Source organism: Streptomyces cavernae (assembly GCF_004023625.1).
Lineage (GTDB): Bacteria > Actinomycetota > Actinomycetes > Streptomycetales > Streptomycetaceae > Streptomyces > Streptomyces cavernae.
The window spans coordinates 473,211-496,348 of the sequence record NZ_RPDJ01000001.1 but is presented as its reverse complement, the minus strand read 5'-3'; the positions used below and the strand labels follow the sequence as shown (position 1 = coordinate 496,348).

Sequence of the window (23,138 nt, the reverse complement as noted above, 5' to 3'; positions counted from 1 at the left end):
CGACCGCGCGATGCACGCCACACTTCGTGTGAATTTAGATTCACATTTTGTGTGAAGCGAGATTCACATGCCGGCAACACGGACGTCAAGAGCCTGGTCTGTAAACTGCGCAGATGACCGAGTCCCCCACCCGCAGGCCTGCCGCCCTCCGGGAAGGCAGTCGCCGTTCGCAGCAGGACCTCATGCGGGCCGGGTACGCACTGCTCGAAGAGGGCGGAGCGGACGCGCTGACCGTGGCCGCGGTCGCCGAGCGGGCCGGCATGGCGGTCGGCAGCATCTACCGCCGGTTCGGCGACAAGGAAGGACTCCTGCTGGCCATCCAGCATGCCTTCACCGAGAACCTCCAAGCCGAGATCACGCAGCGCATGTCCCCGGAGCGATTGCGGCTCCTGCGCGATCCGGCCGTGGCGATCGCCGAGGCGGTCGGCGCGATCACCGACGCCTTCCACGCCCACGAGGGCCTGCTCCGTGTCTTCCTGCTGCTCGGCACCCGGCACGAAGCGGTACGGGTCGAGGGCTCGCGCGTCAGCGTCGAGGGCAACCGCAACTTCGCCGAGGCTCTGCGTCACATCCCCGTCGCGCACCGGGATCCCGCGGCCGCGCTGGACTTCGCCTTCCGCCTGGTCTACGCCGCGATTGCGCACCGCGTCACCCAGGGCGAGTTCCTCGAGTCCGACCGCCCGCTGCCCTGGAACGAACTGCGCAGTCACCTCCAGACCGCGGTCATCTCCTACCTCCTCGCCACCCCGGACGGCCGCTGACATCCTGGCTCGCCGTTGCGCGCAAGTGCGCGCGGGGGCTTGACGCGACACGAATGGTTGTGAGCTCATGCTCCCCACAGTGTGAGTGTTGGTTCACACGCCCGTTCGCTCTCTTCTCTTCCCACACCCTCGTGCCGACGGCTCAGGCCCTCTCCCGACTCCGGATCCCCGTCGTGGCCCGAGCAACTCGAAGGAGAGTTGTCGATGCATGCGACCTTGCCTCTGCCCACCTCCGACGTCGACCTGTTCGCCTCCGACGTGAACCTGTTCACCTCCGACGTGCTGCACGACCGCCACCCCGCGCTCCCCCAACTCCGGGAAGCCGACCGCGCGGTACGGCTGACCGCCTACGGCGCCTGGGGCCTTCCCCGATACGACCACGGCCGCGCGGCTCTGGCCGACCGGCTCAACAACGCCGTCCGGGGCATGGCTTCGCTGCCCGTCACGGTACGCACGGAAGGGCAGTGAGATGTCCAGGATCCTGGTGGACTTCGACCGTTGCGAGGGACACGGCCTGTGTGAGCAGACCGCGCCCGAGGTCTTCCGGCTCGACGACGAAGGCGAGCTGCACCTCACCCACGAGGAGGTGACCCCGAAGGACGAGAGGGCCGTCGCCGCCGCCGTGCGGGTGTGCCCCGTCGCGGCGCTGAAGGTTGAGCCGTGAGGCGGATCGTTGTCGTCGGCGGATCCATCGCCGCGCTGACGGCGTCGGAGAGCCTGCGGGCCGGGGGCTTCGACGGACGAGTGACCGTCCTGTCCGAAGAACCTCACCAGCCCTACTCTCGCGTCCCGCTGTCCAAGGGAGTCCTCGCCGGCCGGGAACCCGCGGAATCCGCCCTGCTTCCCGCGCCGGGCGAGGACATCGAGCTCCGTACCGGGACACGGGCCGTACGGCTGGACGCCCGCGGCCGTGCGGTGACGCTGGCCGATGGCACCGAGGTGCCGTACGACGGGCTGGTCGTCGCCAGCGGGGCCCGGGCACGCCGCCTGACCGGCGACGCCGACCTGGTGGTGCGCACTCTGGACGACGCCGAGGCCCTCGCCGACCGGCTGGCCACCGCCCGCAGCGCGATCGTGCTGGGCGGCGGCTTCCTCGGCATGGAGGTCGCCTCGACCTGCCGCGCACTTGGCCTGGAGGTCACCGTGGTCGACGTCGTCCCGCCGCTGCTCAGGCTGCTCGGGCCGTGGCTGGCCGATCTCGCCGTCGCGGCCGCGCGTGACCACGGCATACGGATCCGCGTCGCGCCGGACGGCGTCACCGTGATGGGCGACCACCGCGTGCGCTGCGGCGAGTCGGTCCTGGAGGCCGACGTGATCGTGTGCGCGGTGGGCGATGTACCGAACACCGACTGGCTCAGGGACTCGGGCCTGCCCCTGGACGCCGGTGGCGGCCTGATCGCCGACGCTTGCTGCCGCGTCGCTCCCGGCGTGGTCGCCGCCGGGGACGTCGTGTCACGGCAGGGACGCCGAACCCCTCACTGGACCAACGCTGTCGAGCAGGGCCGGGCGGCCGCGGCCGGCCTGTTGCAGGGCGCGTCGGCGCGGCCCTACCGACCGGACCCGTACTTCTGGACCGAGCAGTGCGGACTCGACATCAAGATCAGCGGCGAACTGCCGCTCACGGGGACCCCCGACATCCTCGCCGGATCGGTGAACGACCGCAGCATGCTCCTTCGATGGCACGACGAAGGGGGCTCAGCCACAGCCGTCGCCGTCAATCACCGCCTCCCCGTCATCAAACTCAAGCGGCTCGGCGCCGGAATACCCGCCCCTGCCCCAGCCCGCACGTAAGGACGTCACCATGGCTCACCCGCACCCTGCCCCCTACGATCCGATCGATCCCGCCCACCACGCCGATCCCGCGGCCCGGCTCGCCGAAGCCCGTGATCACTGCCCGGTGTCCCAACCTCGCCCCGGTGTGCACTTCCTCGCCCGCCACGAGGACGTACGAGGCGTGCTCACCGACCACGAGACGTACTCGTCCGTCGACAACTTCTCCCTGGAAGGCGGCACCAGGACGGCCGACCTCCCCGCCATCCCGATCACCATGGCGGACCCGCCCTACCACACGGCGCTACGCGGGCGCCTCAGGCGCTGGTTCGCTCCGGCCAAGCTCCGCGCGCAGGAACCGCGCGTCCGCGAGATCGTGGCCGGCGTCCTGGATACCTGGCAGCCCGGCCAGAAGGCCGAGATCTACACCGACCTGGCCCGTCAGATCCCGACCCGGGTGGTGTACGCCTTCCTCGGCCTGCCGGAGCAGGACTGGGAGCGTCTGCACCAGTGGGCCGACGCGATCGACGACATCCTCCCCGAACTGCGGACCGACATGCCGGAGTTCGGGGCCCTCACCGGCTACCTCGGAGAGCAGCTCGCCGCCCGCGCCGCCGCCCCGTCCACCGGGGCGGACGTCCTGGACGGTCTCGCGCACCCCGCCGACGGCGAGCCACCGCTCACCCCGGTAGAAGCCGTCATCCACTCCTTCCAGCTGATCCTGGCCGGCACGGACACCACCGCGAGCCTGATCACCAACCTGCTCCACGAACTGCTCGTCGACCACACCCGCTGGGAACGCCTCCTCGCCGACCGGTCGCTCGTCCCCGCCGCGATCGAGGAGTCACTGCGCCACGACGCGCCCCTGCAGTACGTGTTGCGTACGGTCACGCAGGAACGGGAGATCTCCGGCTGTCCCGTCAAGCCCGGCGACCGCCTCGCCGTCAGCCTCCAGTCCGCCAACTGGGACGAACAGGCCTGGGGCACCGACGCCGCGGACTACTCGCTCGACCGGCCCACCGGACAGGCCACCACCATGACCTTCGGCTACGGCATCCACACCTGCCTCGGCGCACCACTGGCCCGACTTCAGGCCCGCGTCGTCCTGGAGCAGTTGCTGGACCGCTTCCCCAACCTGCGTCTCGCTCCCGGCTACCAACGCGAGCCACCTGAGGGCCTCGTCATGATCCGCCGTCCGGCGCGACTCGACGTCGTGCTCTGAGACTCGGCAGGCAAGTGTCCCTCCCGGACGCCGGCCACCACGAAGGCAGGCATCGCCCGCGAACGTCCTCACCAGGGCCGTCAGACGGGCCGAGGCAGCTGCTCAAGGGCGTGTCGTCTGCGAAACCCGGAGAATCGCCCAAGGCCCCATGCCCTTCCTCGGCCGACCGGACGGACGGTGGCCGGACGGTCCACTCCCGGGGCTGGGCACGTTTCCATGTACGCCGACGAGGCGGGGTACGAGATCGCGTGGACGACGGCCGATGGGAGGAGAGACGCCGGCTCCTGGCCGAGCCAGGAATGTCGCGCCGCACTGTGACTGGGCTCGGCGAGCTCAACCGGGCCCTGGACGCCGCGAAGGTCGACCACACCGCCGAGATCTACCCCTGGCACCGTCCACGGATTCACCATGTCCGACACCGATGCCTTCGACCCCGCCGGACTACAGCGCCACTGGGACCGCCTGCTGCCCCTCCTCGACCGCACACTGGCCAGCAGTTACTGACCGAGTAGCGGCCTGACCAGCGTAGAAGGCTGCTGGACAAGTTATTGAGAACCGAGACAGGAGCGTGACCTTTCCTTCGGTGTAGTGGAGGTCGCCCGACGGAGCCAAGGCCTGACCCTCTGGGCATTTCGGTCAGGTGTCAGTGGTGTCTGGGACCGTGTGCGTCGTGCATGAACTCGTGGAGCGTGTCGATGCTCAGGACCGAGTGCTGGGAGTGGTCAGCCGGAGGGAGGCAGTCCGGGAGGGCTGGCTGCACCGGGTTGGCGTGCTCGTGTGCCGCGATGGGCAAGGTCGCTTTCTCGTCCATCGGCGTGCCGAGCAGCTGTCCCGTTTCCCAGGGCACTACGAACTCGGTGTCGGGGGCGCTGCGGGAGTCGGCGAGTCCTATGAGCAGGCGGCTGCCCGCGAGCTCAGTGAGGAGCTGGGGACGCGGGCGGCAGTGTGTTTTCGGTTCAAGTTCCTCAACCGGGGTGGGCTCAGCCCTCACTGGCTTGGGGTGTGCGATGCCGTGCTTGCGGAGACCGTCACCCCCGACCCGGGAGAGGTGGCCTGGCACGGGTGGCTGACCGAGTCCGAGCTGCGGCGGACTCTGCGGCAGTGGACCTTCACTCCTGATAGTCAGGAGATTTTCGATCGGTATCTTGCATGTCGCGCTGACCCGGTGTCTTCGCAGAGAGGGTGTTCGTGAGCTGGGTCAGAGGGATGAAGCCGCTGGTCGTTCCGAGCTCTCTGGGAGTTGGGCCGGCGGGTGTGTGTTGGGGAGCGGCGAGGCGTTCTGCAAGGGCGGTCACATCAGTGCTCTGTGTGAGAGACAAGCGTTGGTCCGGAATCGCACCCCGCCAACGCCACGCCGCTGAATGGCGCCGCAGGGTGCCACAGACGGCCCGCCCGGTTTTGTCACCGCCGGAGACGCGGGTGGTGCCTTGCCGGGCTCGAGCGACCGTGCGCCCCCGCATACCCCTCCCCGGACCACCCGCCCTGACGGACCGTCACAGTCATGGGGAATGGTGGGGGACACGAATGCTCAGGCCTGAACAGCGACCAGTGCCGAGCCGACGGGGAGTACGAAGTGCGGCCCGGGCACTGGTTGTGCGAAAACTGCCACGACCGCTCGGAGCTGGACCACCTGGTCCCGGAACGCCGCCCTCGCGGAGACGACGAGGGCGGACACGGCCATGCGGCGTAAGCACTGAGCGCCGTTCAGGACCTCCAGCGGCAGCTTCCAGGACGGGCCATCGGGATCGCCGACCCACACGCCGACCCACACCCGCTGGGCGTCCGCGGTGACGTCATACCGAATGCTGAAAGGTCGGGGGAGCCGGCTGCCCGCCATCGTGTGAGACGCTTCGCAGGACGCCGTCCGCCCCATTCTTCTTCTCCCAGGCCGCCAGCCGCTTGGCGAAATCGGGCGTCAGGTAGTGCATGCGGGGCTGTGCTGTGGCCCTCGGTGCCGGGCGCCCTCCCGACCCCGTGGCGGGAGGGCGGCCCGGGGCGGCCCTGTCAGTGGAGCTTTGGACATCCGTATGCCCGGCGCGGACGGCCTCCCGCGAACGCCGAACTGTGCGCCGACCCGGCGCAAGGCCAAGCCCGCCGAAAGTTTCCTCTCAGTCGATCGACCTGGCGGCTGCCGACTCCCGGAAGTCGACGACAGCTTCGCCGTTGGTTCGCGCCCACTCGGTCAGCATCGCGATCGGCTCCTGGAGTGTCTGGCCGAGCGTGGTCAGGCTGTACTCGACCCGCGGCGGCGCTTCGGCGTACACCTGCCGGTCGACCAGGCCGTTGCTCTGCAGGCGGCGAAGGGTCTGCGTCAGTACCTTGCGCGAGATCCCGCCGGACAGCGTGACGAGTTCCCTGTGTCTCTTGGGTCCGCCGGTGAGAGCGAACAGGACAACGACGGACCACTTGTTGGCGATGATCTCGATCGCCAGCCGTGCGGGACAGTCGGCGAGGAACACCGTGCCCGCTGCCAGGTCCTTTGCCGCGCTCGCCAGGTCGTCTGCGGTCATGTTCACGAGCCGAAGGTTACCATTTGGTACCTATCGGCTTCCTAACGTCGACGCCATGGAACTTCACTCCGGCCAGAGCCGCCCCACGGCCACGCTCAACCGTCAGGTCATCGCCGTCAAGCCCATCACCGTTCCCACCACCGACCGCGGCATCGACCTGCAGGTCAAGGTCACCGCACCGGTCGACGGGAGCGACCTGCCCGTCATCGTCTTCTCCCACGGCAACGCCTGGTCGATGGACGGCTACGAGCCCCTCGTCGACCGCTGGGCCGCTGCCGGGTTCGTCGTGGTGCAGCCCACCCATCTGGACTCCCGCCGCCACGGCATCGGCTTCGACGATCCCCGTTTCGCCACCATCTGGCGCGTGCGCATAGCCGATCTGCACAGAGTCCTGGACGGCCTCGGGGACATCCTCGACCAGGTCAGCGGTCTGGCCGCGCGCGTCGACCGCGATCTCGTCGCTGTCGTCGGGCACTCCTGGGGAGCACAGACCGCCGGAGCCCTCCTGGGCGCCCGCGTCCTCGACACCGAGGGCAACCCGGGCGAGGACTTCTCCCACCCCGCCGTCAAGGCGGGCGCGCTCATCGCGGCGGCCGGTGCCGGGGACGCCCTGACGCCCTTCGCGCTCAAGTATCTCCCGTTCGCGCGCCCGGACTTCTCCGGCATGACCGCCCCCGCCCTGGTCATCGCCGGCGGAAAGGACCAGTCGGTGATGACTACCCGCGGACCGGAATGGTTCACCGATGCCTACCACCTCAGCCCGGGCCCGAAGCGACTGCTCACCATCGCCGAGGGCGAGCACCTCTTCGGCGGAATCTCCGGCGAGGCCGCCAAGGACACCACCGACGAGGACCCCGCCCGCGTCGTCCTCGTCGCCGACGCCGTCTCCGCCTACCTGCACGACGTCCTCAGCGCCGACGCACGAAGCTGGCAGGCCCTGCAGGACCGAATCAGCCACAGCACCGGCACCTTCAGCACCGAGAGCAAGTAGGTGTTTCGCGGCCTGGCTCGCGATCTGACAGGTCGTTCCCGAGCCCCGGCCTCTGTGTGCTTGTGTCTGCGGGTGTCTCACCGTAGGGCGCGGTTCCTGATCATGCGGAAGGGGAGAGCTGTTCGCGCACCCAATCGGGGTCGGGGTTGGTGTGCGGCTGGCCCGCCACGACGACGGTCGGCACGGTCTCGTTGCCCTCGTTGGCTGCTCTCACCGCTGCGGCTCCTGCCGGGTCGCGCCAGATGTTGACCCAATGCAGCTGGCGGGCGCTGCGGCCCAGCCGGATTCGCAGTCGTATGCAGTACTTGCAGCCCGGCCGCCAGAAGACGACCGGTCGGCCGTCGACCGCGCTGCGGCGTTGTGCCTCCTGCTCACCGATCGACCTCGGGAAGATCAGGGGTGAGCTCACGCCGGCGAGCGCCAGGAACGCCGGCAGGAGTGCTGCGGCTGTGCCGGGGCTCCCCTGGAAGATCTGCCCAGTCGCGACGGCTGAGCCGCTGAGCACAAGCAGCATCGGCAGGATCCAAGCGCGCATCATGGTGATGCAGGCTACCGATGAGTCGAAATGCTCCTCGAACTAGTGCCGCGGCAGGCAACGCTTGCCCGTCAATCAGCGGCGTCCGGGGCGTCCTCTGGGGGTACCCCCTGCTCGAAGAGCTTGGGGGAGGGCCGGCCGGAAGTCCTCGTACTGGACGTACTTGGGCTTTCGGCCGGTGCGGTGAGAGGGCGTCCCCGGCGTCGCGACGGGGCGAACGTTGCCTGTTGCGGCACTAGGCCGCTCACCTGGGCTGTTCGCCGGACGCTGAGGCGGCCTTCGTCTGATCATGTGCTCCGACCAAGGGCGCACGTGACCACGACGAAGGCCGTGAAGGTGAGTCGGCTGCCTGATCATGTTCCGGGGGAAGCGTTCGCGAAAGCGTCACGCTTCCGGGAGGACGTATTCGACTGTCTGACCGCTTGCGGGGACGAACTGTTCGACCCCACGGATGCGTTGCTGTGTGCGGACGGGCCGGGCGGCAACCGCGAGAGTGCGCGCACCATTTGGACCGTCGCGGTCAGCTGTTGGTTCGACGGGGAGCGACGGTCATCGTGAGGGTGGCCGGGAGTGCGACGACAGCTTCACGGAAGCGGGTCGCGAGTTCCTGTTTGGCCGGTGGCCGGGCCGAGGTCGGTTCGCTGGTGCGCGCGGCTTGGACTGCCCAGCCGGTGAGGGCGTAGCGGAACGCTGCGACCAGCATGTCCGCGGCCAGGCGGGGGCGAGGGTCGCCGCGGTTGTCGAGGTTGAATCTGCGGTGCAGGATCTCCAGCGCCGCCTGGGTGGTGCGATCGCAGAAGTGCAGGCTGTGCGCGTGCATCGAGGGGGTCTGCTCGGCCAGCCGGAGGCTGAGCAGGGTCCGGTGTGCCCATTCCTCGTCGGCCACGCGGTCCACTGCGGAGAGGAGGGCGTCCCGCGCCAGCTCCAGCAGCGGACCGCCGTCGGGTCGGCTGATCTGCAGTTCCTCCAGGAAGGCCGTCCAGAAGTCCTGGAGGGGAGCCATCGCGACGTCTTCCTTGCTGGTGAAGTTCCGGAAGAAGGTGCGTTTGGACACCTCCACCTCGTCGCAGAGCTCGTCCAGCGTCACGCCGCCGAATCCGCGCTGGGTGAACTGTTCGAGCGCGGCATCGATCAGTGCCTGCCGAGTGCGGCGCTTCTTGCGTTCCCTCAGCGGCGCGTCGGCGGGCGCCTGTTTCAGGGACCCGTCCCGTCGGCGGTCGGCAGCGGGCGAGGTGGAGGGGCTGGCGGTCACGAGCCGAGTGTAGCGCGGAGGCAAACGCCACTTGCAGGCATGTGCCACTGAGTGGCATAAATGCTCGTGTCACTCCTGGAAAGGCGAACCACATGCGTGCCCTGCTCGTCGACCACTCTGCTGCCTCAGGTCTCCGCCTCGGCGAGACCACCGACCCCGAACCCGCCCCGCACCAGGCCCTGATCCGGGTAACCGCCACCTCGCTCAACTTCGGAGAGGTCACTCACGCCGTCTCCCGAGCGCCAGAGGGCACCGTCCTGGGCTGGGACGCCGCCGGAGTGGTCGAACGTGCGGCCGCCGACGGTTCCGGGCCGGCTGCCGGAACCGCAGTACTCACCCTGGGCGATGGCGGAGGCTGGGCCGAGTTCAGGGCGGTTGACACCGGTCTGCTCGGCGTCGCACCCGCCGACGCCGACCCCGGAGCACTCAGCACCCTGCCGGTCACCGGAACCAGCGCCCTACGCGCACTGCGCCGAATCGGCTCCCTGCCGGGCAAACGCATCCTCATCACCGGCTCCACCGGCGGCGTCGGACAGTACGCAGTACAGCTCGCTCACCGCGGCGGCGCACACGTGATCGCCTCCACCGGCGACCCCGACACCCACGGCGACCACCTGCGCGCCCTGGGCGCCGATGACGTGATCCCGGGCCCGGAACACGCCGACGCCCTCATGGACGCCGTCGTGGACTGCGTCGGAGGCCCTCAGTTGGTGAAGGCGTTCGAGAAACTGGCACCGCACGGCACGCTGGTCGCTGTCGGCGATGTCACACTGCAGCCCGTGCAGTTTCCGCCCGGCGCTTTCCTGGGCAACGACGGACGCCACGGACGCTCCATCGTCACCTTCCACATCCAGGACGGCCCACTCCCCGGCCCGGACCTGACCTGGCTCGCGGACCGCCTCGCCGCCCAGGACCTCACCCCACACATCTCGTGGCGTGGCAGCTGGAACGAAGTCCACGAAGGCATCGCCGCCCTCCTGGGCCGCAGCCTCCACGGCAAGGCAGTCCTGGACCTCACCCTGTAGGCGCCGCCCCACGCCGGGCCTGTATCCATGTCCGGGATCACGCGTCACGGCTCGAGGAATCTCGGGATCACAGCCAGGACCACATCCTGCGTGGGGCGTCCACCAGTCGGCTCACCGCGACCACCGCGAGGGGCGGCTGGTTCGCATGGGTCTTGGTCAGGTTCAGCCCGTAGTAGATCTGCTCGATCGACGGAGGGCCGACCGCGAGGTTGAGCCGCACCGCCGCCGCCGGCGACTCCTGCCCGGTCCGCACCAGGTAGGCCGCCGCTATCGAACCAGTTCGGCCGACTCCCGCACCGCAGTGCACGAAGACCGGTCCGGGCGCGGTGTTCACCACCTGCAGCAGCCGTCGCACCTGGCCGGGTTCCGGCGTCTGGCCGTCCCTGATCGGCAGCCGGACGACCTTCAGCCCCGCCTCGCGCGGCTTGGCGAGCTGGGTCGCGCTCAGGTCCTCGGCGCGCAGGTCCACCACGGTGGTGAACCGCAGTCGGGCCAGTTCCGCATAGCCTCGCTCGGAGGGGGCGGCGCCGCGCCAGAGTTTGCCGTCGACCGGCTGGAAGTGATTGATGCCCTGGACGGTGCGGGTTCCTGCGGGCGGCGGGGTCTCCTCATTGACCCAATGCGACAGGGCGAGGATGCCCAACGCTCCAGTCGCCCAGAGGGCGAGATAGCCGAACACGAGTCCAGCGAGAACGCGGAGTGTGACACGGCGGAAACGCCGGGTGGTAACGGATGGGCGGGGAACGGTTGCTGAGATGACTGCCATAACGGCCCGGATCGGAGGGAGACGGAAGCGTCCCCGGAAGAGTACCCCTCAATACGGACAAAACGCTGTGAGGTATGCCATTCCTCTCGTTTCCGGTCTCAGCCCTCGTGCGTCTCCACGTCGCCTATGCCCAGGACCGTGAGATGGGTGCGCTCCAGGCCGGCGTCCTCCAGACAGCCGCGCAGCCGCACACGGTCGTGATCGGTGAGCGCCGGCCGCACCACGCCGGCGTAGAGACCGTCGTCGAGCCGGCCCAGGGTGGCGTGGCCCAGCGGCACGGACGTGGAGTCACGGCAGCGCTCCCAGGCCTGCCGCGCCGCGAGCGCCTCCCGCTGCGACGACGTGTCGCCGCGCATGTCGACACGGAGCACCACCGAGGTCGCCGCGCTGTCGTTGTCCTCCTCCTGCCGGGTCTGCGTGAGCTCGGCCAGCCCGCCTACCAGTCCGGCGAGCAGTGCGGCCCCGACGGTGCCGACCGCGAGGGTGCGTGCCGTACGGCGGCGGTGCCGCGGAACGCCGAACGGCGGCAGGTCGTCGTCCGCGGCCGGTGCGGCGAGTACGGCGAGACGCCCGGCAAGCTGTCGCTCCGCCCTGGGGCGTGCCGTCGCGGAGGCGATGCGCTGCACCAGCCAGGCCAGCGCCGACAGCAGTACACCCGTGACCATCAGCACCGGTACGAAGACATACGTACGGTTCGGCGGATCGTCGAGCCAGCGGAACCGGTCGCCGGGGGCGCCGTGACCGTCGTGATCGTCGTGGCCGTCGTGATCGTCGTGGCCGTCGTGGCCGTCGTGGCGATCGTGATCGCCGTGATCGCCAGGGCCGGGGGCGCCGCGGAAACTGCGGATGCCGAGGGATTCACGGCTTCCGAAGGACTCATGGCTTCGGAAGGACTCAGCGCTTCTGAGGGATTCAGGGCTTCCGAGGGATTCAGGGCTTCCGAGGGCATCGCGGTGGCCGCGAGGATCACGGCTGTGCACGGCATCGCGGCTGTGCACGGCATCGCGGCTGCCGAAGGAGTCGCGGCGTTCGAGGGCATCGCGGATACCGAAGGCGTCGCGGCGTTCGAGGGCATCCCGGCCGTCGCCCGGCCGCAGCCGGGCGAGTACGTCCTGTACGTCTCGCTGCTGTGCCGGCGGTCCGACTCGGTCGCGGTCGGCGTCCCGGACGCGTTCCTCGAGCCGTGCCACCCGGCCGAGCAGCATCACGCCGAGCAGCAGGATCTCGACGATGATCAGCACCACCCCGCACAGCATGGCGCGCTGCCACTGCCAGCGATACAGGTAAACGACGAAGTAGATCATGGCCCCGGCCGCCGCGGCCCCGCCGAAGAGATAGGTGAGACGCCTCATGGGACGGCCTCCGCTCGTGCGCCGGGAGCGGGATGGCTGTCGTCGGTGACGGGGGGCAGGTCATCCGTGGCCGGACGCACCTCACCGGTGGTGCCGTCGACCGTGAGCAGCGAGCCCGACGGGAAACGGCGCGCCGCGTCGGTGACACCGACCACCGTGGGGAGGCCGAACTCCCTTGCCAGCAGGGCGAGATGGGACAGCGGGCTGCCCGTCTGGGCGACGAGGGCGGTGAGAGCGGGCAGCAGCGGCGCCAACGCGGGGTCGAGGCTCCGCACCACCAGCACGGGGTCGTCCGGACGCGGACCATTGCCGTCCCAGACGGTGCCGGCGGCCCGCCCGCCGGACACTCCCCGTCCGGCGTCGGGCCCCTTGGGCCGCTGGGCCACGACGACACCGTCCTCGGTGACCCGGAAGACGTCCGGCAGCGGTGCCGACGCGGTGTGCGATGCCCGCCGCCCCAGTCCTTCCGGGAGCCCTTCGCCGCCCAGCCCCGCGACCAGCTCCGGCCAGCGCAGCAGTCCGACGTGTTCGGTGTCCGCCAGGGCGCCCCGCGCCGCCAGCCGCCGCCCGGCCTCCCCCACCAACCTCACCTGTAGCTCCTGCACCCAGCGGATGCGCAGTCGCAGCGTCTCGCGGGTGGGCAGGGCGGCGACGGGCGCGGTCAGTTCCGGGGCCCCGGTGTGCGGCCCGCGACCGCGGGGTGTGCCGGGCAGCCCCGCACCACCCCGCAGGTTCGGCGGAACCAGGGCCAGCACCACCGGCTCCGCCACCACCGTGCGATGGTCCGGCATGCCCAGGGCGCGAGCCCGGGCAAGGGTGGTCAGTGCGGTGCCCGCGGCGGTCTTCGTGCCCGTCTCGGGCAGGAGCGCGCCGGCCAGGGCCTCCTGTGCGTGCAGGGACACCAGGACGCCGCGGGTCCAGCGCAGTGTGGAGACGAGAGAGGGGGTGGGAAGGCCGGCCGGGTGCGGCGTCTCGGTGAGGCGGCGGTCGACGTCCGCCACCAGGTCGACCGCAAGCCCGGGCAGGGCTGAGGTCAGCCGCCCCACCCGCCATGCGGCGGCGAGCCGACGGCCGCTCGGCGCCGGGTTGAGCAGCGCCAGCCAACGGTGCCGGGGCGGTAGCGCGCCGATCAGCCGCAGATCGGCCGCCGCACGGCCGTCGACCGACGTCACGACGGGCAACCGGCGCAGCCACCGGCGCGGCGCGCTGCCGGCGATGTCCAGGGCGGCGGCCAGACCGCGGGACATGGGCACCACCCACAGGTCCTCCTCCAGCGGCTGCAACTGATCCGGCAGGGTCTCCATGACCGGCCCCGGCCCCAGCAGCCGTGCCCGCCGCGAGGGCCGCGCCGCCATCGCCGTGATCGGCCTGCACTGGAACAGCCACAGCCGCCCATCGGTGTCGAAGCCGAACTCGATGTCCTGGGCTTCTCCGAACACACGACGGGCCCGCCGCGCCAGCTGCGCCAGGCGTCGTAGCTCGCCGGGAGTGAGTACGGACGCATGCGCGGTCCCGTCCGCTGGACCTGTGCCTTCGTGGAGGGCGCCTCGTCGCGGGACACCGGACTCGCCGATCTCCCCTGTTTCATCTGTCTCGGGCACACCAGGCACCTCGGAACCAGGCACCTCGGTGTGCAACACCCGCCCCCGGCGGCCCAGTCGGTAGGTGGTCCCGGATCGTTCCCCGCCGACCAGGGTGTGCGGGCCACCCGCTACGGCGCTCACCAGCATCCGGTCCGCCCGGCCCGCCAGGGGATCCGCTCCGAAGAGCACGCCCCCGGCCCGGGCCGCCAGCATCGGCTGCACGAGCACCGCCATCGGCGCCGTCGTGGCGTCCGGCCCGCGGGCCGAGTCGAGCACCGCGCGCACGGCCCCGCGGAACTCCGTCCAGTTGCGCACATCGAGTACCGAGGTGAACTGTCCGGCCTGGGACGACTCCCGTGTGTCCTCGTTCGGGGACGAGGAGCGTACGGCCAGTGGCCGTGTGCCACCGTCGGACAGTTCGTTCCAGGCGCGGCGCAGGGCGGGTTCCGGCTCGGGCGGCTCCGGGTCGGGCGAGCCGGCGCCGCACGGTTCCGGGTCGGACGGTTCGGGGTCGGACGATTCCGGCGAGGGCGGTGCGGAACCGGGCACTTCGTAGCGGCCGGAGGGTTCCGGAGCGGTCGGCTCAGGATCGGGGTGCCGCAGCTCTTCGGACGCGTAGGCCATCACAAACCCGGGCAGGACGGGCAGCCCCGCCGCGGCCGCCCGGGCGAGGCGTGCGGCCTTGGAACCCGTCAGTTCCGGGATCACGGCACGGGGATCATCGAGGCGCATGACCTCGAGGCCGCCCGAGCGGGGCGGGCTCGCGCCGCGCCTCGATCCCGTGACGCGGGCCGCGGTCGACGCTCCACTCGGCCGACCAACCGGGCGTTCGCAGTGCCTCTGGCGCACGCCCCGCGCGTCCCCGTCGTCATGACGTTCGTCGATCATTGTCATCCGGCACCCTCCAGACCGACCGCCAACAGGGGGACACGCGGGGTGGCTCTGCGCCTGACGGCGGAACGAAGGATGGGGCGAGCCTCCACAGGGATCCGGGCGCCCCCGGCGCAGGTGCGCCTCCCGATCCATGGTGGCACCGCCGTTATGCGCAAACCACCCTTATATGCAACTTATGCGAGTCTTTGGTGAGGTGTGAAGCCCCATCCGGTTCACCCTGTGTCCATGGACAACTCCCGTGCGTGGACACCCTCCTGCGGTCACCGTGCGTCCCCGGCCAGCTGCCTTGGGTGCGCGCCCGGTCGCCCGCTCAAACCGGTGGCGGCAGCAGCTCGCACACGCGTCACGGCTGCGGTGCAGGCGTGTTCGGCCGGTGTCGCGTATCCCGCGACCAGCCCGTTCCAGCCCTGGCATCGTCGCTGCGGGTGCCGTAACGCGGCGAGTCCGTCCAGCGCGATCCCCCGTCCAGGAGTTCTTCACTGCACGCGAGGCCGACTGGCCCGTCCCACCTCCGCCGCGACCCCCGAGTTCGGTCCCGCGCGGGACCCGCAGGGCCGCGTGCAGCCCGGCCGTGAACGCGGCGCCCCAGAAGACGACGTGCTCTCAGCGGATGTAGTGCTGTTTCCAGAAGGGCCCGAGGTCTTTGCCAGTGGCCGATTGGGCGGCCTTCTTGAACGCGCTGGTGGTGGAGACGCCGTACCAGTGGTCCTGTGCATACCGCTTGAGGAGTCGCGCCATGGCCTCGGCCCCGATGGTGCGTTCCAGGTCCGCGAGCGCGCAGGAACCGGCCGTGTAGACGAGATGGTACTGGTCACGGTGCGCGGACCAGTAGGCCATCGAGTCGGTCAACGCGGTTCGGTCGTTCGGCCAGTCGACGTCGGACCAGCACCCGCGGGTGTCCCACCCGTAGAACCGCGCGTTGGCGTACTGGGCGAAACTTTCGTCCAACCATGGCGCGCCGTACTGGTCGTTGCCCACGATGTTGTACCACCACTGGTGCGCCACCTCGTGGACGACGGCGCTGCCCTCGTCGGTGGTGCCGAGGAGGACCAGGCCGGGGTACTCCATTCCGCCGCCGAACTTCTCGGTCATCACGAGGTCGATCTCGCCATAGGGATAGCGACCGAACTCCTTGCTGAACCGGTCGACGGCGCTGACGCCGTCCTTGCGGGTCAGGCGTACTCCAGCGGCGGGCGTGCTCGGTGCCCAGTACGACTTCACGCGCACGCCCCCGGGGGAGGTCTCACTCACCGTGCGAAACGGGCCGGCCGCCCAGGCGAAGTCCCGTACCCGGTACGCGATGCTGTGTGTGATGGCGCGACCCGGTTCTCCGGACTCGGTCCAACTGCGGCCGGTCGCAGGGACCTTGAGGGTCGACGGGTGGTCGATGCGCACCTTGAAGTCACTGGCCAGGCTGTAGAAGCTCTCGCCGATCCGCACATAAGGATCGAGGTGCCACCCCTTCGCGTCGTGCACAGCGAGTACGGGTAGGGCGTTGCCCAGGAAGCGGAACGCTCCCTCGCGGCCGAAGCGGTCGTTGCGCTCGGGCACAGTGATGGATACGTCGAAGGCGATGCTCGCCCGCTCCCCGCGCGCCAGCGGTTTCCGCAGGGTGATGCGCAGTGCCGTGCACTCCACGGTCAGTCGGCCCGGGTTGCCGCCGCGCACGTTGAACACTCTGACAGGAGACGGTCTTCCCGGCGTACCGCAACCGTCGTCGCCGTTTCCCCACAACCGCAAGTACACCTCGCGCAGGGGCCGTTCGGCGGAGTTCCGGAACGACACCCGCTGCCGGCCACTCCAGTTGGAGCCGTCGGCGTCGCCGCGCACGGTGACGTCGTAACGCAGGCGATCGGGGGTCGCGGCCTCGGAGGGCCGCGCCTCGCCCCGGGGCTCTGTGACGACCCCGGCCGCCGTGGCGCCCGCCGTCACGAGCACTACCAGAAGAACAACCAGCAGACGGCGTACGGCCGTTGAGGACCACACAGGCAAGGACGACATGTGAGCCGATCGTGCCACATCGCATGGACAGCACGCCCCCGTCTGCTGGAACCGAGGGCACACGCTCCGCTTCGGCGGCGTGCACCCTTGGCGGCCATGGCGTCTCGCCGGCGCGGCAAAACGGAGTTGACGTCCAAGGCGTACTCGGGTCTTCTGCTGCGATGTCTGACCTTCGCATCCAACAGCCGGACGATGACGCCACCTTCAGAGACTGGCAGTACGTCCACAACGTGATCATCCCTACGCACCTCCTGTCCATGGAGGAGGTACAGGAGCGCGCACAGCGCCATCACCTGGAAGTCGCGTACAACGGTGACATTCTCGTGGGCTGCAGCACGGTGCGTCCTCCGTCGGACGACACGCTGACGGCCACCGTGATCGCCCGTGTGCTCGCTCCTCACCGTCGGCAGGGGTTCGGCGAGGATCTCTATGCTCGCGGGCTCAACCGCGCACGGGCATTGGGCGCCAAGGTGATCGAAACGGTGGTCCTGTCCTCCAACGAGGACGGCCTGCGGTTCGCATACAAGCACGGATTCGCCGAGATCGAGCGGTACGTGCTGCCAGGGGAAACCATTCCTTGGATCGATCTACGCCTTTCGTGATCCGAGTCGGCCGGGACTTGTTGCATCTCGCGTGTCGCGGTGAATAAGTTCCAGCGCCGCAGGAGATCTCCGTACGGATGCGCGCAGCCAGTTGGCGAGAGCCGAACTGCGGCAGGTCCTCGATGAGGCCTCTCCGCCGGAGCCGGTGCCGTTGGTGACGTAGAAAGGCGTGGTCCGCCGCCACGGGGGTGGCGGACCACGCCTGCCTCCACGGCGCCACACCCGCTCGCGGCGCGCCGGTCTGCGAGAGAGGTCTCCGCACAGAAGGCGGCTTCGTCGAGCGGAGCGGCGTTGTCAGGCGTGGGCGTGCCCGCGGTGTCCGCGCCCATGTCCACGGCCGGTGAACAGGCGGTACAGCGCGAGGAGGATGACGGACCCGACGATGGCTGCGATCCAGGTGGAAATCTCGAAGAACCCGTCGATCGAGTCGACTCCGAAGATCACCTTGCCGAGGAAGCCTCCGAGGAGACCTCCGGCGATTCCGATGAGCATGGTGACTATGATTCCGCCCGGGTCCCTGCCCGGCATGAGTGCCTTGGCAATAGCTCCGGCGAGCAGACCGATGACAATCCACGCGATAATGCCCATGGCTTCTCCTTGCTTTGGGTTCGCCGGACGGGTCTCCAAGGAGCACGCCGCCAAACTCCGTCGCGAGTCCATCGGCGGCCGGGCCACGCTGTCCGATGTCGCCGTCGCAGATCGCCGCGTCGATCATGGCTTCGCCATCCGCTGTCGTCCTCGACGAGTGACTGCCACGGCCGGGTGTTCGTGGGGCAACCAGAGTGACCCGGCGGTACTCAGGGGGAGTTACCCGCCTGTCCCCCGCAGCCGCTCGGCGGTACGGGCCGGAGGAAAGGCTCGATCAACTGCCATTGCACGTCGGTGAGTTACCTGCGCTTCAAGATCGCTTCCCTGCCGGATCCGCCCGCCAGACGGTTCCGGATAGGCAGGATTGATCACGAAACCGCACAAGCCCTGGTCGAATCACCACGAAAGGAACCGATTCAGCCCTCGAGGCGTCTGTACCGGATAAACCGCACGCGTACGGGGGGAACCGAGCATGCGACGGAAAAACATAGTGCAGTGCGCCGCCGTCCTGGCCCTGGTGGCGGGTGGCCTGCTCACCGGGTGTTCTCAGAACTACGCAGATGAGCGAGGCAAGGGCGACGCCCCGGTGAAGGGGAAGAAGGGCGACGACACCGCCGCCGAGGTCTACAACATGCCGGACGACTTCAGCAACCTCGCCACCAAATGCGTCGGGCACGGCTTTCGCGCCTACGTCACCACGCAAGGCTGGGTGGAGATCGTCAAGGACGAGTCATGCGCGAGCTGACGCCGGGCTATCCGTAACACTTCCGGTGCGTACGGCACTGCGGGAGGGCAGTGCTCACCGGGCCGTGGCCGCGGCCCGGTGAGCAGCTCCTGCATCGGCCGCACCTGTGACAGGCCAGGCCGGCCTCCGTGCGGCGCCCGGCCGTGTGCTCTGCAACTTCCAGCTTCCTGCGGTGTTTGCGGCCGCGCCGGAGGCTGCGGTCCGTGACGAACCGGTGTGGTTGCCAGGGAGTCAGCGGTTCCTCGGCGCGCATGGCGTCGGCGATCCATGCACAGGGGACGGAGTCGTGGTCCTCCTCGGTCGCGGTCCGTTGATCAACGCCACCAGGGACACGTACCGGCACGTGGGTGTCGTCGTAGACGGGGCTCTGGAGCCGGCTTCCTCTTCGGGCGATCCGGCGCAGGATGTCGGGCACCTGCCGGTATCCGTCGGCCATCCGGTTTCCGACTTCGGGGGTGAGCGGTGTGGTGTGCCGGACAGCGCGGTGGCCGCTTCCATCAAGCGTGTGACGGCCTGCTGGGACCGGGGGGACCGGGGGGACTCTCCGGCACGGTACGCGGCGGCTCCGATGAGGTACAGCTCGTGGCCGTTCATGGGGGCCACTGTGGTATCTCAGGCCGCTTGAGGCGCAAGTCGATTGCCGCTGAGGCCCGTAGGGGCGTACGCGGTGCGCCCGGAAGGGGCAGAGGCCCCGGGCCGTGACCGTGACCTTGACCGGGGGTCCGTGCGGCGTTTCGGATCCGTCCCTCCGGGTGGGCTCTTCGTCCGGTCCGGGAGCCAAGATCGATTGTCAGTGGTGGGTGAGATGGTGGAAGCATCGAGCCGGAAGAGGGGGAGCTGTCTTGTCCGGAAACCAGAACTACATCAACCACGTTGCTCTCGTGTTGGATGCCAGTTCGTCCATGTCGCACCTGAGCGGCAAGGTCGTCGAAGTCGCCGACCAGCAGATTGCGTACCTTGCCCGCCGGTCGAGGGAACTGGACCAGGAAACCCGCGTCACGGTGTACGTCTTCGCAGACAAGGTGGAGTGCGTCATCTACGACAAGGACGTGCTGCGGATGCCGTCGCTGAAGCAGCTGTACCGGGTCGGTGGCATGACGGCTCTGCTGGCGGCAGCGCTGAAGTCACAGCGGGAGCTGGCGCAGACGGCACAACTGTACGGCGACCACAGCTTCCTGACGTTCGTACTGACCGATGGGCAGGAGAACGCAAGTCATCGCTGCCCGGATGCTCCTGCCCGGGATCCGCGTGCACTCGTCGCTGCCGTGGCCGAGATGATCGAGAGGCAGGAGGACAACTGGACGCTGGCTGTTCTGGTGCCGGACCAGATGGGCAAGCGCGAGGCCATGCAGTGCGGTTTCCCGAAGGACAACATCGCCATCTGGGACGCCACGAGCACACAGGGTCTGGAAGAGGCCGGGCAGGTCATCCGGCAGGCCACCGAGAAATTCATGGTGGGCCGCACCCAGGGCATCCGGGGATCGCGGGCGGTGTTCTCCACCGGTGCGGAGGCGGTCAACAAGGACACCATCAAAGCGGCCGGCCTCACCCCGGTGAATCCGTCGCAGTACCAGCTGATCCCGGTGGCCCGTGACGCGGCGATACGGGACTGGGTGATCGAATGCGGACACACCTACCGTACCGGTGGTGCGTTCTACCAGCTGAGTAAGTCGGAGAAGATTCAGGCGCGGAAACAGATTGCGGTGCTGGAGAAGAAGACGGACCGGGTGTACACGGGTCCCGAGGCCCGCGCCCTGCTCGGCCTGCCGGACGTGGAGGTGCGCGTCAAGCCGGACCACAACGACGACTTCACGATCTTCGTGCAGAGCACCAGCGTGAACCGCAAGCTCGTACCGAACACGCGGTTGCTCCTTATGCTCTGACCCCTCGTAACCCCGTCGGTTGAACCGAAGGCTTCGTCGTCCCGGCACCTCACCAGCCACAGAGCGGCGGCTGCCGGCGCGGCGTGCCGATACTGCTCGAACTGGCCTGCAGCCTTATCTGTCCACGTCGCCTGCGCACCGCACGTGGAAGCGATCAGTCAGAGCAGGATGATGGGATTGGTGAGCGCGGCGACGGTCCCGTCGGGATGGCGCACCTCGATGCGGACGAATACCGAGTCCTCCGCCGTCGTGTGCCACCGCACCGCACCCGCTCCGTCACCGGGAAGGGCCGCGCGGTCGACCTTTCGATCGGTGTGGAAGCTGACGGTTGCCGACGGCACACCCTGTACCGCTGCACGCACTTCAACTTGCCCACCATGAGCTACGAGCCGTTCTCCCACTCCCGCGATGCGACCCTCAACACTGGCCGTCAACGACACCTTCACGGCCGCCGACTCGGCGATCCAGCTCCGGCCCAAGCGGATCCCGGCGAGGATTGCATCGGTACTCAACTCCTCGGCGAAGACCACAGTGTGGGGGATGCCGATCTGCCCCTCCAAGTGCGTGTCGCTGTTGCCCATCGCCGGCCGCCACGAACCCGTCTGGATGTCGGCTGCGAGGCTCCGCCCCCATTCGGCCAGGGCGGCTTCGTTGTCGGCGTTCCAGGGCCGGTCCGAAGTCCATAGCCCGTTCCACACCTCCACCACGTCGAAGCCCTGGAAGGAGTACATGAAGTCGCCCGTCGGATAGGGCGCATGTGGGTGCGCCGCCACACACAGGCCTCCCACTCGATGGACCTGGTCCAGACACTGATCGATCAGTCCGTCTCCGGCCCCGTAGTTCCAGTCGACGACCTGGCCGGGGCTGAGGCCGAGCGCGAGCCAGTGCCCGGCCTTCGTGGTCACTTCCTCACCGAGAACAATCAGGAAGTCATCGGCGGCCAGATGCCCCCATGCACCGGGTTCCGCAGCAGATCTGTGCTCTGTCGTCGCGATGAAGTCGAGACCGGCGGCGCGGGCTCGGAGCGCCAACTCTGCAGGGGTGAGTTCTCCGCCACCCGATCGCACGGAGTGGACATGGCAATCACCGCGGTACCAGGCCGCCCCGCGTCCGACCACCCGCACCGGCGGGAAGCTCAAGCTCGACAATGTTCTCCCCTCACAGGCCTGTCGAGGCAACGCACAAGCAGAGCAACCGGTTCCGTGGCATCACCGAGATCCGTCGCCACACGTGATCAGCCGAGTCAGACGGCTCTGGCTGTGGCTGTGGCTTTGACGGGCGGCGATCGCGCGACGCGTCGGGTTTCGGCTCACCGGGCATTGGCCGTTGGTCGAGTCCGTGGTCGCGGCCAGAAGGACCTGTTTCGCTCGATCGCGGCCACTACGTAGAGCGTCGGCCCCCCGCCGCAAGATTTCCGCAAGGCGTGCCGCGGAACATCGGGTCACTCGCCGCAACCGGGCGGAGCGGGCACCCCGCCGCCCGGCCACCAAGGCCGCACACCCGTGAGGCCCGTCCTCGTCGAAGGGAAGACATATGAAATCGGTCCGCCTGTTGCAGAGCCTGGGTTGTACCGTCGCGCTCGCCGCCGGCTTGGTGGTCGTACCCGCGACCACCGCGAGCGCCGTCCCGCACTGTTCCAAGGAGGTGTACCGGTCCGGCATCTTCCTCCCTGCGGCGTCGAACAACGCGCTGGACTGCAACATGGGGCGCGGCTCCAACAGCAATGCCGTCCGCGCTCTGCAGTTCAATCTGAACATGTGCTACAACGCGGGTCTGGCCCAGGACGGTGACTTCGGAGGCGCGACGGAGCGGGCCCTCAAAGCAGCGCAGCGCAAGGAAAAGGTTGCTGCTGACGGTGTGTACGGACCCAACACGCGCAGGGCGATGACCTGGCTCCGCGACAGCGCCGGCTGCGTGGACGACTTCTTCTCCTGACGACACCCGCGGCAGGCCACCTCAGCACGCTCGCCTGCCGCGAACGGGGGTCTGGGAGCTGATGTCTGTTTCCGGGTGCGGCCGAGACACGCCTGATCAGCAAGAACAGCGGAGTCCGTGGACGAGGCCTTTCTTGTCCATCAGATCGGCCAGGCGGCGGCATGTGCGTGCCGCCGCCTTTCAGGGCTGTCTCAGACCTGCACGAGCACGGTGCACCAGACCTCGTTGTTGTCGCCGATGCCGCAGTCGGCGATCTCCCCGCTCCGGATCTTCGTCCACACGCCCTTCGCCCGCCAGTGCCACGTACCGACCCGCGAGAACCGCTCGTGGTAGCCGTGGGTGGCGAACGTGAAGGCGTCGACGTCCTTGCCGGTGCCGTTACCGCCCCGCGTTCCATTGCCGAACGACTCCTGCTTGCACTTGTCGTGCTTGAACTTGCTCGTCGTGCCGCCGTCGATGTTCCACACGTCGCAGAAGTGCGGGCCCGAGCCGAGACTCATCGTGTAGTGCATCGTGCGGCCGGTCCGGTTCTTCACCGCGCCGCAGAGGTAGTCACGGGGGCCTCCGCACTCGTCCGCGGAGGCGGTCGTCGCCCCCGCGACGACCACTCCGGAGGCCATGAAGACGGCGGCCACGGTGGCGACGGCCGTCCGGTTTGCTCGGAACATCATCTTGCGCATGGCAGTTCCATTCTCTTGTTGCGTCGGCTCGGCCACGCCTCGC

Annotated in this window: 23 protein-coding genes and 2 pseudogenes; 14 read left to right on the top strand and 11 right to left on the bottom strand. The window is 69.1% G+C overall.

Going from position 1 to position 23,138, the window contains the following annotated elements; genetic code table 11:
- Window positions 1-113 precede the first annotated feature (113 nt).
- The 7 genes and pseudogenes from EF387_RS12175 to EF387_RS12145 all read left to right on the top strand — a co-directional run bounded on the left by EF387_RS12175 (window position 114) and on the right by EF387_RS12145 (window position 4,945).
- Window positions 114-761, top strand: coding sequence for a TetR/AcrR family transcriptional regulator (locus EF387_RS12175; protein WP_128376509.1), 648 nt, complete (start codon window positions 114-116; stop codon window positions 759-761).
- 204 nt (window positions 762-965) lie between these two features.
- Window positions 966-1,229, top strand: a complete 264-nt coding sequence (locus EF387_RS12170) for a hypothetical protein (protein WP_238431466.1) — start codon at window positions 966-968, stop codon at window positions 1,227-1,229.
- 1 nt (window position 1,230) lies between these two features.
- Window positions 1,231-1,425 carry a ferredoxin gene (locus EF387_RS12165; RefSeq protein WP_128376508.1) on the top strand — a complete coding sequence of 65 codons (195 nt, stop codon included), beginning with the start codon at window positions 1,231-1,233 and terminating at the stop codon, window positions 1,423-1,425.
- Window positions 1,422-2,552 (top strand): NAD(P)/FAD-dependent oxidoreductase, encoded by a 1,131-nt coding sequence (locus tag EF387_RS12160; protein WP_128376507.1) that lies wholly within the window; start codon window positions 1,422-1,424, stop codon window positions 2,550-2,552. Before EF387_RS12165 ends, EF387_RS12160 begins: the two co-directional genes overlap by 4 nt.
- Before the next feature lie 10 nt (window positions 2,553-2,562).
- Complete coding sequence (locus EF387_RS12155; protein ID WP_238431465.1) at window positions 2,563-3,753, top strand: cytochrome P450; 1,191 nt, start codon at window positions 2,563-2,565, stop codon at window positions 3,751-3,753.
- 311 nt (window positions 3,754-4,064) lie between these two features.
- Window positions 4,065-4,257: pseudogene (locus EF387_RS12150) on the top strand (dienelactone hydrolase family protein); the annotation flags it as partial.
- A 178-nt stretch (window positions 4,258-4,435) separates the two neighbouring features.
- Window positions 4,436-4,945 carry an NUDIX domain-containing protein gene (locus EF387_RS12145; RefSeq protein ID WP_202918224.1) on the top strand — a complete coding sequence of 170 codons (510 nt, stop codon included), beginning with the start codon at window positions 4,436-4,438 and terminating at the stop codon, window positions 4,943-4,945.
- A 336-nt stretch (window positions 4,946-5,281) separates the two neighbouring features.
- Here the strand turns inward: EF387_RS12145 and EF387_RS12135 are convergent, their stop codons facing one another.
- Both EF387_RS12135 and EF387_RS12130 read right to left on the bottom strand, forming a co-directional pair.
- Complete coding sequence (locus tag EF387_RS12135) at window positions 5,282-5,590, bottom strand: hypothetical protein (RefSeq protein ID WP_128376504.1); 309 nt, start codon at window positions 5,588-5,590, stop codon at window positions 5,282-5,284.
- Between the two features lie 271 nt (window positions 5,591-5,861).
- A complete protein-coding gene (locus tag EF387_RS12130; RefSeq protein WP_128376617.1) occupies window positions 5,862-6,263 on the bottom strand; it encodes a winged helix-turn-helix transcriptional regulator in 402 nt (133 codons plus the stop codon).
- Between the two features lie 55 nt (window positions 6,264-6,318).
- Between EF387_RS12130 and EF387_RS12125 the strand changes: the two genes are divergently transcribed.
- Complete coding sequence (locus EF387_RS12125; protein ID WP_128376503.1) at window positions 6,319-7,254, top strand: alpha/beta hydrolase family protein; 936 nt, start codon at window positions 6,319-6,321, stop codon at window positions 7,252-7,254.
- A 100-nt stretch (window positions 7,255-7,354) separates the two neighbouring features.
- On the opposite strand, the gene EF387_RS12120 is transcribed toward EF387_RS12125, so the two are convergent.
- Window positions 7,355-7,792, bottom strand: a complete 438-nt coding sequence (locus tag EF387_RS12120) for a glutaredoxin domain-containing protein (protein WP_128376502.1) — start codon at window positions 7,790-7,792, stop codon at window positions 7,355-7,357.
- Between the two features lie 333 nt (window positions 7,793-8,125).
- Between EF387_RS12120 and EF387_RS49720 the strand changes: the two are divergent.
- Window positions 8,126-8,266: pseudogene (locus EF387_RS49720) on the top strand (NF041680 family putative transposase); the annotation flags it as partial.
- Window positions 8,267-8,309: 43 nt separating this feature from the next.
- Here the strand turns inward: EF387_RS49720 and EF387_RS12105 are convergent.
- Window positions 8,310-9,041 carry a TetR/AcrR family transcriptional regulator gene (locus EF387_RS12105; protein WP_238431464.1) on the bottom strand — a complete coding sequence of 244 codons (732 nt, stop codon included), beginning with the start codon at window positions 9,039-9,041 and terminating at the stop codon, window positions 8,310-8,312.
- A 92-nt stretch (window positions 9,042-9,133) separates the two neighbouring features.
- Here EF387_RS12105 and EF387_RS12100 point away from each other — a divergent pair, with 92 nt between their 5' ends.
- Complete coding sequence (locus EF387_RS12100) at window positions 9,134-10,066, top strand: zinc-binding dehydrogenase (RefSeq protein ID WP_128376500.1); 933 nt, start codon at window positions 9,134-9,136, stop codon at window positions 10,064-10,066.
- Window positions 10,067-10,133: 67 nt separating this feature from the next.
- Here EF387_RS12100 and EF387_RS12095 read toward each other — a convergent pair whose 3' ends face one another.
- The 4 genes from EF387_RS12095 to EF387_RS12070 all read right to left on the bottom strand — a co-directional run bounded on the left by EF387_RS12095 (window position 10,134) and on the right by EF387_RS12070 (window position 16,662).
- Window positions 10,134-10,745, bottom strand: coding sequence for a protein-tyrosine phosphatase family protein (locus EF387_RS12095; RefSeq protein WP_338058105.1), 612 nt, complete (start codon window positions 10,743-10,745; stop codon window positions 10,134-10,136).
- Between the two features lie 185 nt (window positions 10,746-10,930).
- On the bottom strand, window positions 10,931-12,184 hold the full coding sequence (locus EF387_RS48230) for a hypothetical protein (protein ID WP_238431463.1): 1,254 nt from the start codon (window positions 12,182-12,184) through the stop codon (window positions 10,931-10,933).
- On the bottom strand, window positions 12,181-14,499 hold the full coding sequence (locus tag EF387_RS12075) for a PEP/pyruvate-binding domain-containing protein (protein WP_238431462.1): 2,319 nt from the start codon (window positions 14,497-14,499) through the stop codon (window positions 12,181-12,183). The genes EF387_RS48230 and EF387_RS12075 overlap by 4 nt, the downstream gene beginning before the upstream one ends.
- A 765-nt stretch (window positions 14,500-15,264) precedes the next feature.
- The gene (locus EF387_RS12070; RefSeq protein WP_128376498.1) at window positions 15,265-16,662 is read right to left on the bottom strand and encodes a M1 family metallopeptidase; all 1,398 of its coding nucleotides are present in this window, start codon (window positions 16,660-16,662) and stop codon (window positions 15,265-15,267) included.
- Between the two features lie 161 nt (window positions 16,663-16,823).
- Between EF387_RS12070 and EF387_RS12065 the strand changes: the two genes are divergently transcribed.
- A complete protein-coding gene (locus tag EF387_RS12065; protein WP_128376497.1) occupies window positions 16,824-17,264 on the top strand; it encodes a GNAT family N-acetyltransferase in 441 nt (146 codons plus the stop codon).
- Between the two features lie 294 nt (window positions 17,265-17,558).
- Here the strand turns inward: EF387_RS12065 and EF387_RS12060 are convergent, their stop codons facing one another.
- Window positions 17,559-17,852, bottom strand: a complete 294-nt coding sequence (locus EF387_RS12060) for a GlsB/YeaQ/YmgE family stress response membrane protein (RefSeq protein WP_128376496.1) — start codon at window positions 17,850-17,852, stop codon at window positions 17,559-17,561.
- Between the two features lie 472 nt (window positions 17,853-18,324).
- Between EF387_RS12060 and EF387_RS12055 the strand changes: the two genes are divergently transcribed.
- Window positions 18,325-18,597: a hypothetical protein gene (locus tag EF387_RS12055; protein WP_202918212.1), complete on the top strand. Its 273-nt coding sequence runs from the start codon at window positions 18,325-18,327 to the stop codon at window positions 18,595-18,597.
- A gap of 842 nt (window positions 18,598-19,439) precedes the next feature.
- Window positions 19,440-20,480 carry a vWA domain-containing protein gene (locus EF387_RS12045; RefSeq protein ID WP_128376495.1) on the top strand — a complete coding sequence of 347 codons (1,041 nt, stop codon included), beginning with the start codon at window positions 19,440-19,442 and terminating at the stop codon, window positions 20,478-20,480.
- Window positions 20,481-20,638: 158 nt separating this feature from the next.
- Here EF387_RS12045 and EF387_RS12040 read toward each other — a convergent pair whose 3' ends face one another.
- Window positions 20,639-21,598: a CehA/McbA family metallohydrolase gene (locus EF387_RS12040; protein WP_128376613.1), complete on the bottom strand. Its 960-nt coding sequence runs from the start codon at window positions 21,596-21,598 to the stop codon at window positions 20,639-20,641.
- A gap of 415 nt (window positions 21,599-22,013) precedes the next feature.
- Between EF387_RS12040 and EF387_RS12035 the strand changes: the two genes are divergently transcribed.
- Window positions 22,014-22,415, top strand: coding sequence for a peptidoglycan-binding domain-containing protein (locus EF387_RS12035; protein ID WP_128376494.1), 402 nt, complete (start codon window positions 22,014-22,016; stop codon window positions 22,413-22,415).
- Between the two features lie 191 nt (window positions 22,416-22,606).
- Here the strand turns inward: EF387_RS12035 and EF387_RS12030 are convergent, their stop codons facing one another.
- Window positions 22,607-23,095, bottom strand: coding sequence for a hypothetical protein (locus EF387_RS12030; protein ID WP_128376493.1), 489 nt, complete (start codon window positions 23,093-23,095; stop codon window positions 22,607-22,609).
- Window positions 23,096-23,138: the final 43 nt, after the last annotated feature.

Bases quoted from the DNA above. Each gene is read 5' to 3' on its own strand.
- EF387_RS12175 (WP_128376509.1), top strand. From the start codon at position 114: ATGACCGAGTCCCCCACCCGCAGGCCTGCCGCCCTCCGGGAAGGCAGT.
- EF387_RS12170 (WP_238431466.1), top strand. From the start codon at position 966: ATGCATGCGACCTTGCCTCTGCCCACCTCCGACGTCGACCTGTTCGCC.
- EF387_RS12165 (WP_128376508.1), top strand. From the start codon at position 1,231: ATGTCCAGGATCCTGGTGGACTTCGACCGTTGCGAGGGACACGGCCTG.
- EF387_RS12155 (WP_238431465.1), top strand. From the start codon at position 2,563: ATGGCTCACCCGCACCCTGCCCCCTACGATCCGATCGATCCCGCCCAC.
- EF387_RS12135 (WP_128376504.1), bottom strand. From the start codon at position 5,590: ATGGCGGGCAGCCGGCTCCCCCGACCTTTCAGCATTCGGTATGACGTC.
- EF387_RS12130 (WP_128376617.1), bottom strand. From the start codon at position 6,263: ATGACCGCAGACGACCTGGCGAGCGCGGCAAAGGACCTGGCAGCGGGC.
- EF387_RS12125 (WP_128376503.1), top strand. From the start codon at position 6,319: ATGGAACTTCACTCCGGCCAGAGCCGCCCCACGGCCACGCTCAACCGT.
- EF387_RS12120 (WP_128376502.1), bottom strand. From the start codon at position 7,792: ATGATGCGCGCTTGGATCCTGCCGATGCTGCTTGTGCTCAGCGGCTCA.
- EF387_RS12100 (WP_128376500.1), top strand. From the start codon at position 9,134: ATGCGTGCCCTGCTCGTCGACCACTCTGCTGCCTCAGGTCTCCGCCTC.
- EF387_RS48230 (WP_238431463.1), bottom strand. From the start codon at position 12,184: ATGAGGCGTCTCACCTATCTCTTCGGCGGGGCCGCGGCGGCCGGGGCC.
- EF387_RS12075 (WP_238431462.1), bottom strand. From the start codon at position 14,499: ATGCGCCTCGATGATCCCCGTGCCGTGATCCCGGAACTGACGGGTTCC.
- EF387_RS12070 (WP_128376498.1), bottom strand. From the start codon at position 16,662: ATGTCGTCCTTGCCTGTGTGGTCCTCAACGGCCGTACGCCGTCTGCTG.
- EF387_RS12065 (WP_128376497.1), top strand. From the start codon at position 16,824: ATGTCTGACCTTCGCATCCAACAGCCGGACGATGACGCCACCTTCAGA.
- EF387_RS12060 (WP_128376496.1), bottom strand. From the start codon at position 17,852: ATGGGCATTATCGCGTGGATTGTCATCGGTCTGCTCGCCGGAGCTATT.
- EF387_RS12055 (WP_202918212.1), top strand. From the start codon at position 18,325: ATGCGACGGAAAAACATAGTGCAGTGCGCCGCCGTCCTGGCCCTGGTG.
- EF387_RS12035 (WP_128376494.1), top strand. From the start codon at position 22,014: ATGAAATCGGTCCGCCTGTTGCAGAGCCTGGGTTGTACCGTCGCGCTC.
- EF387_RS12030 (WP_128376493.1), bottom strand. From the start codon at position 23,095: ATGCGCAAGATGATGTTCCGAGCAAACCGGACGGCCGTCGCCACCGTG.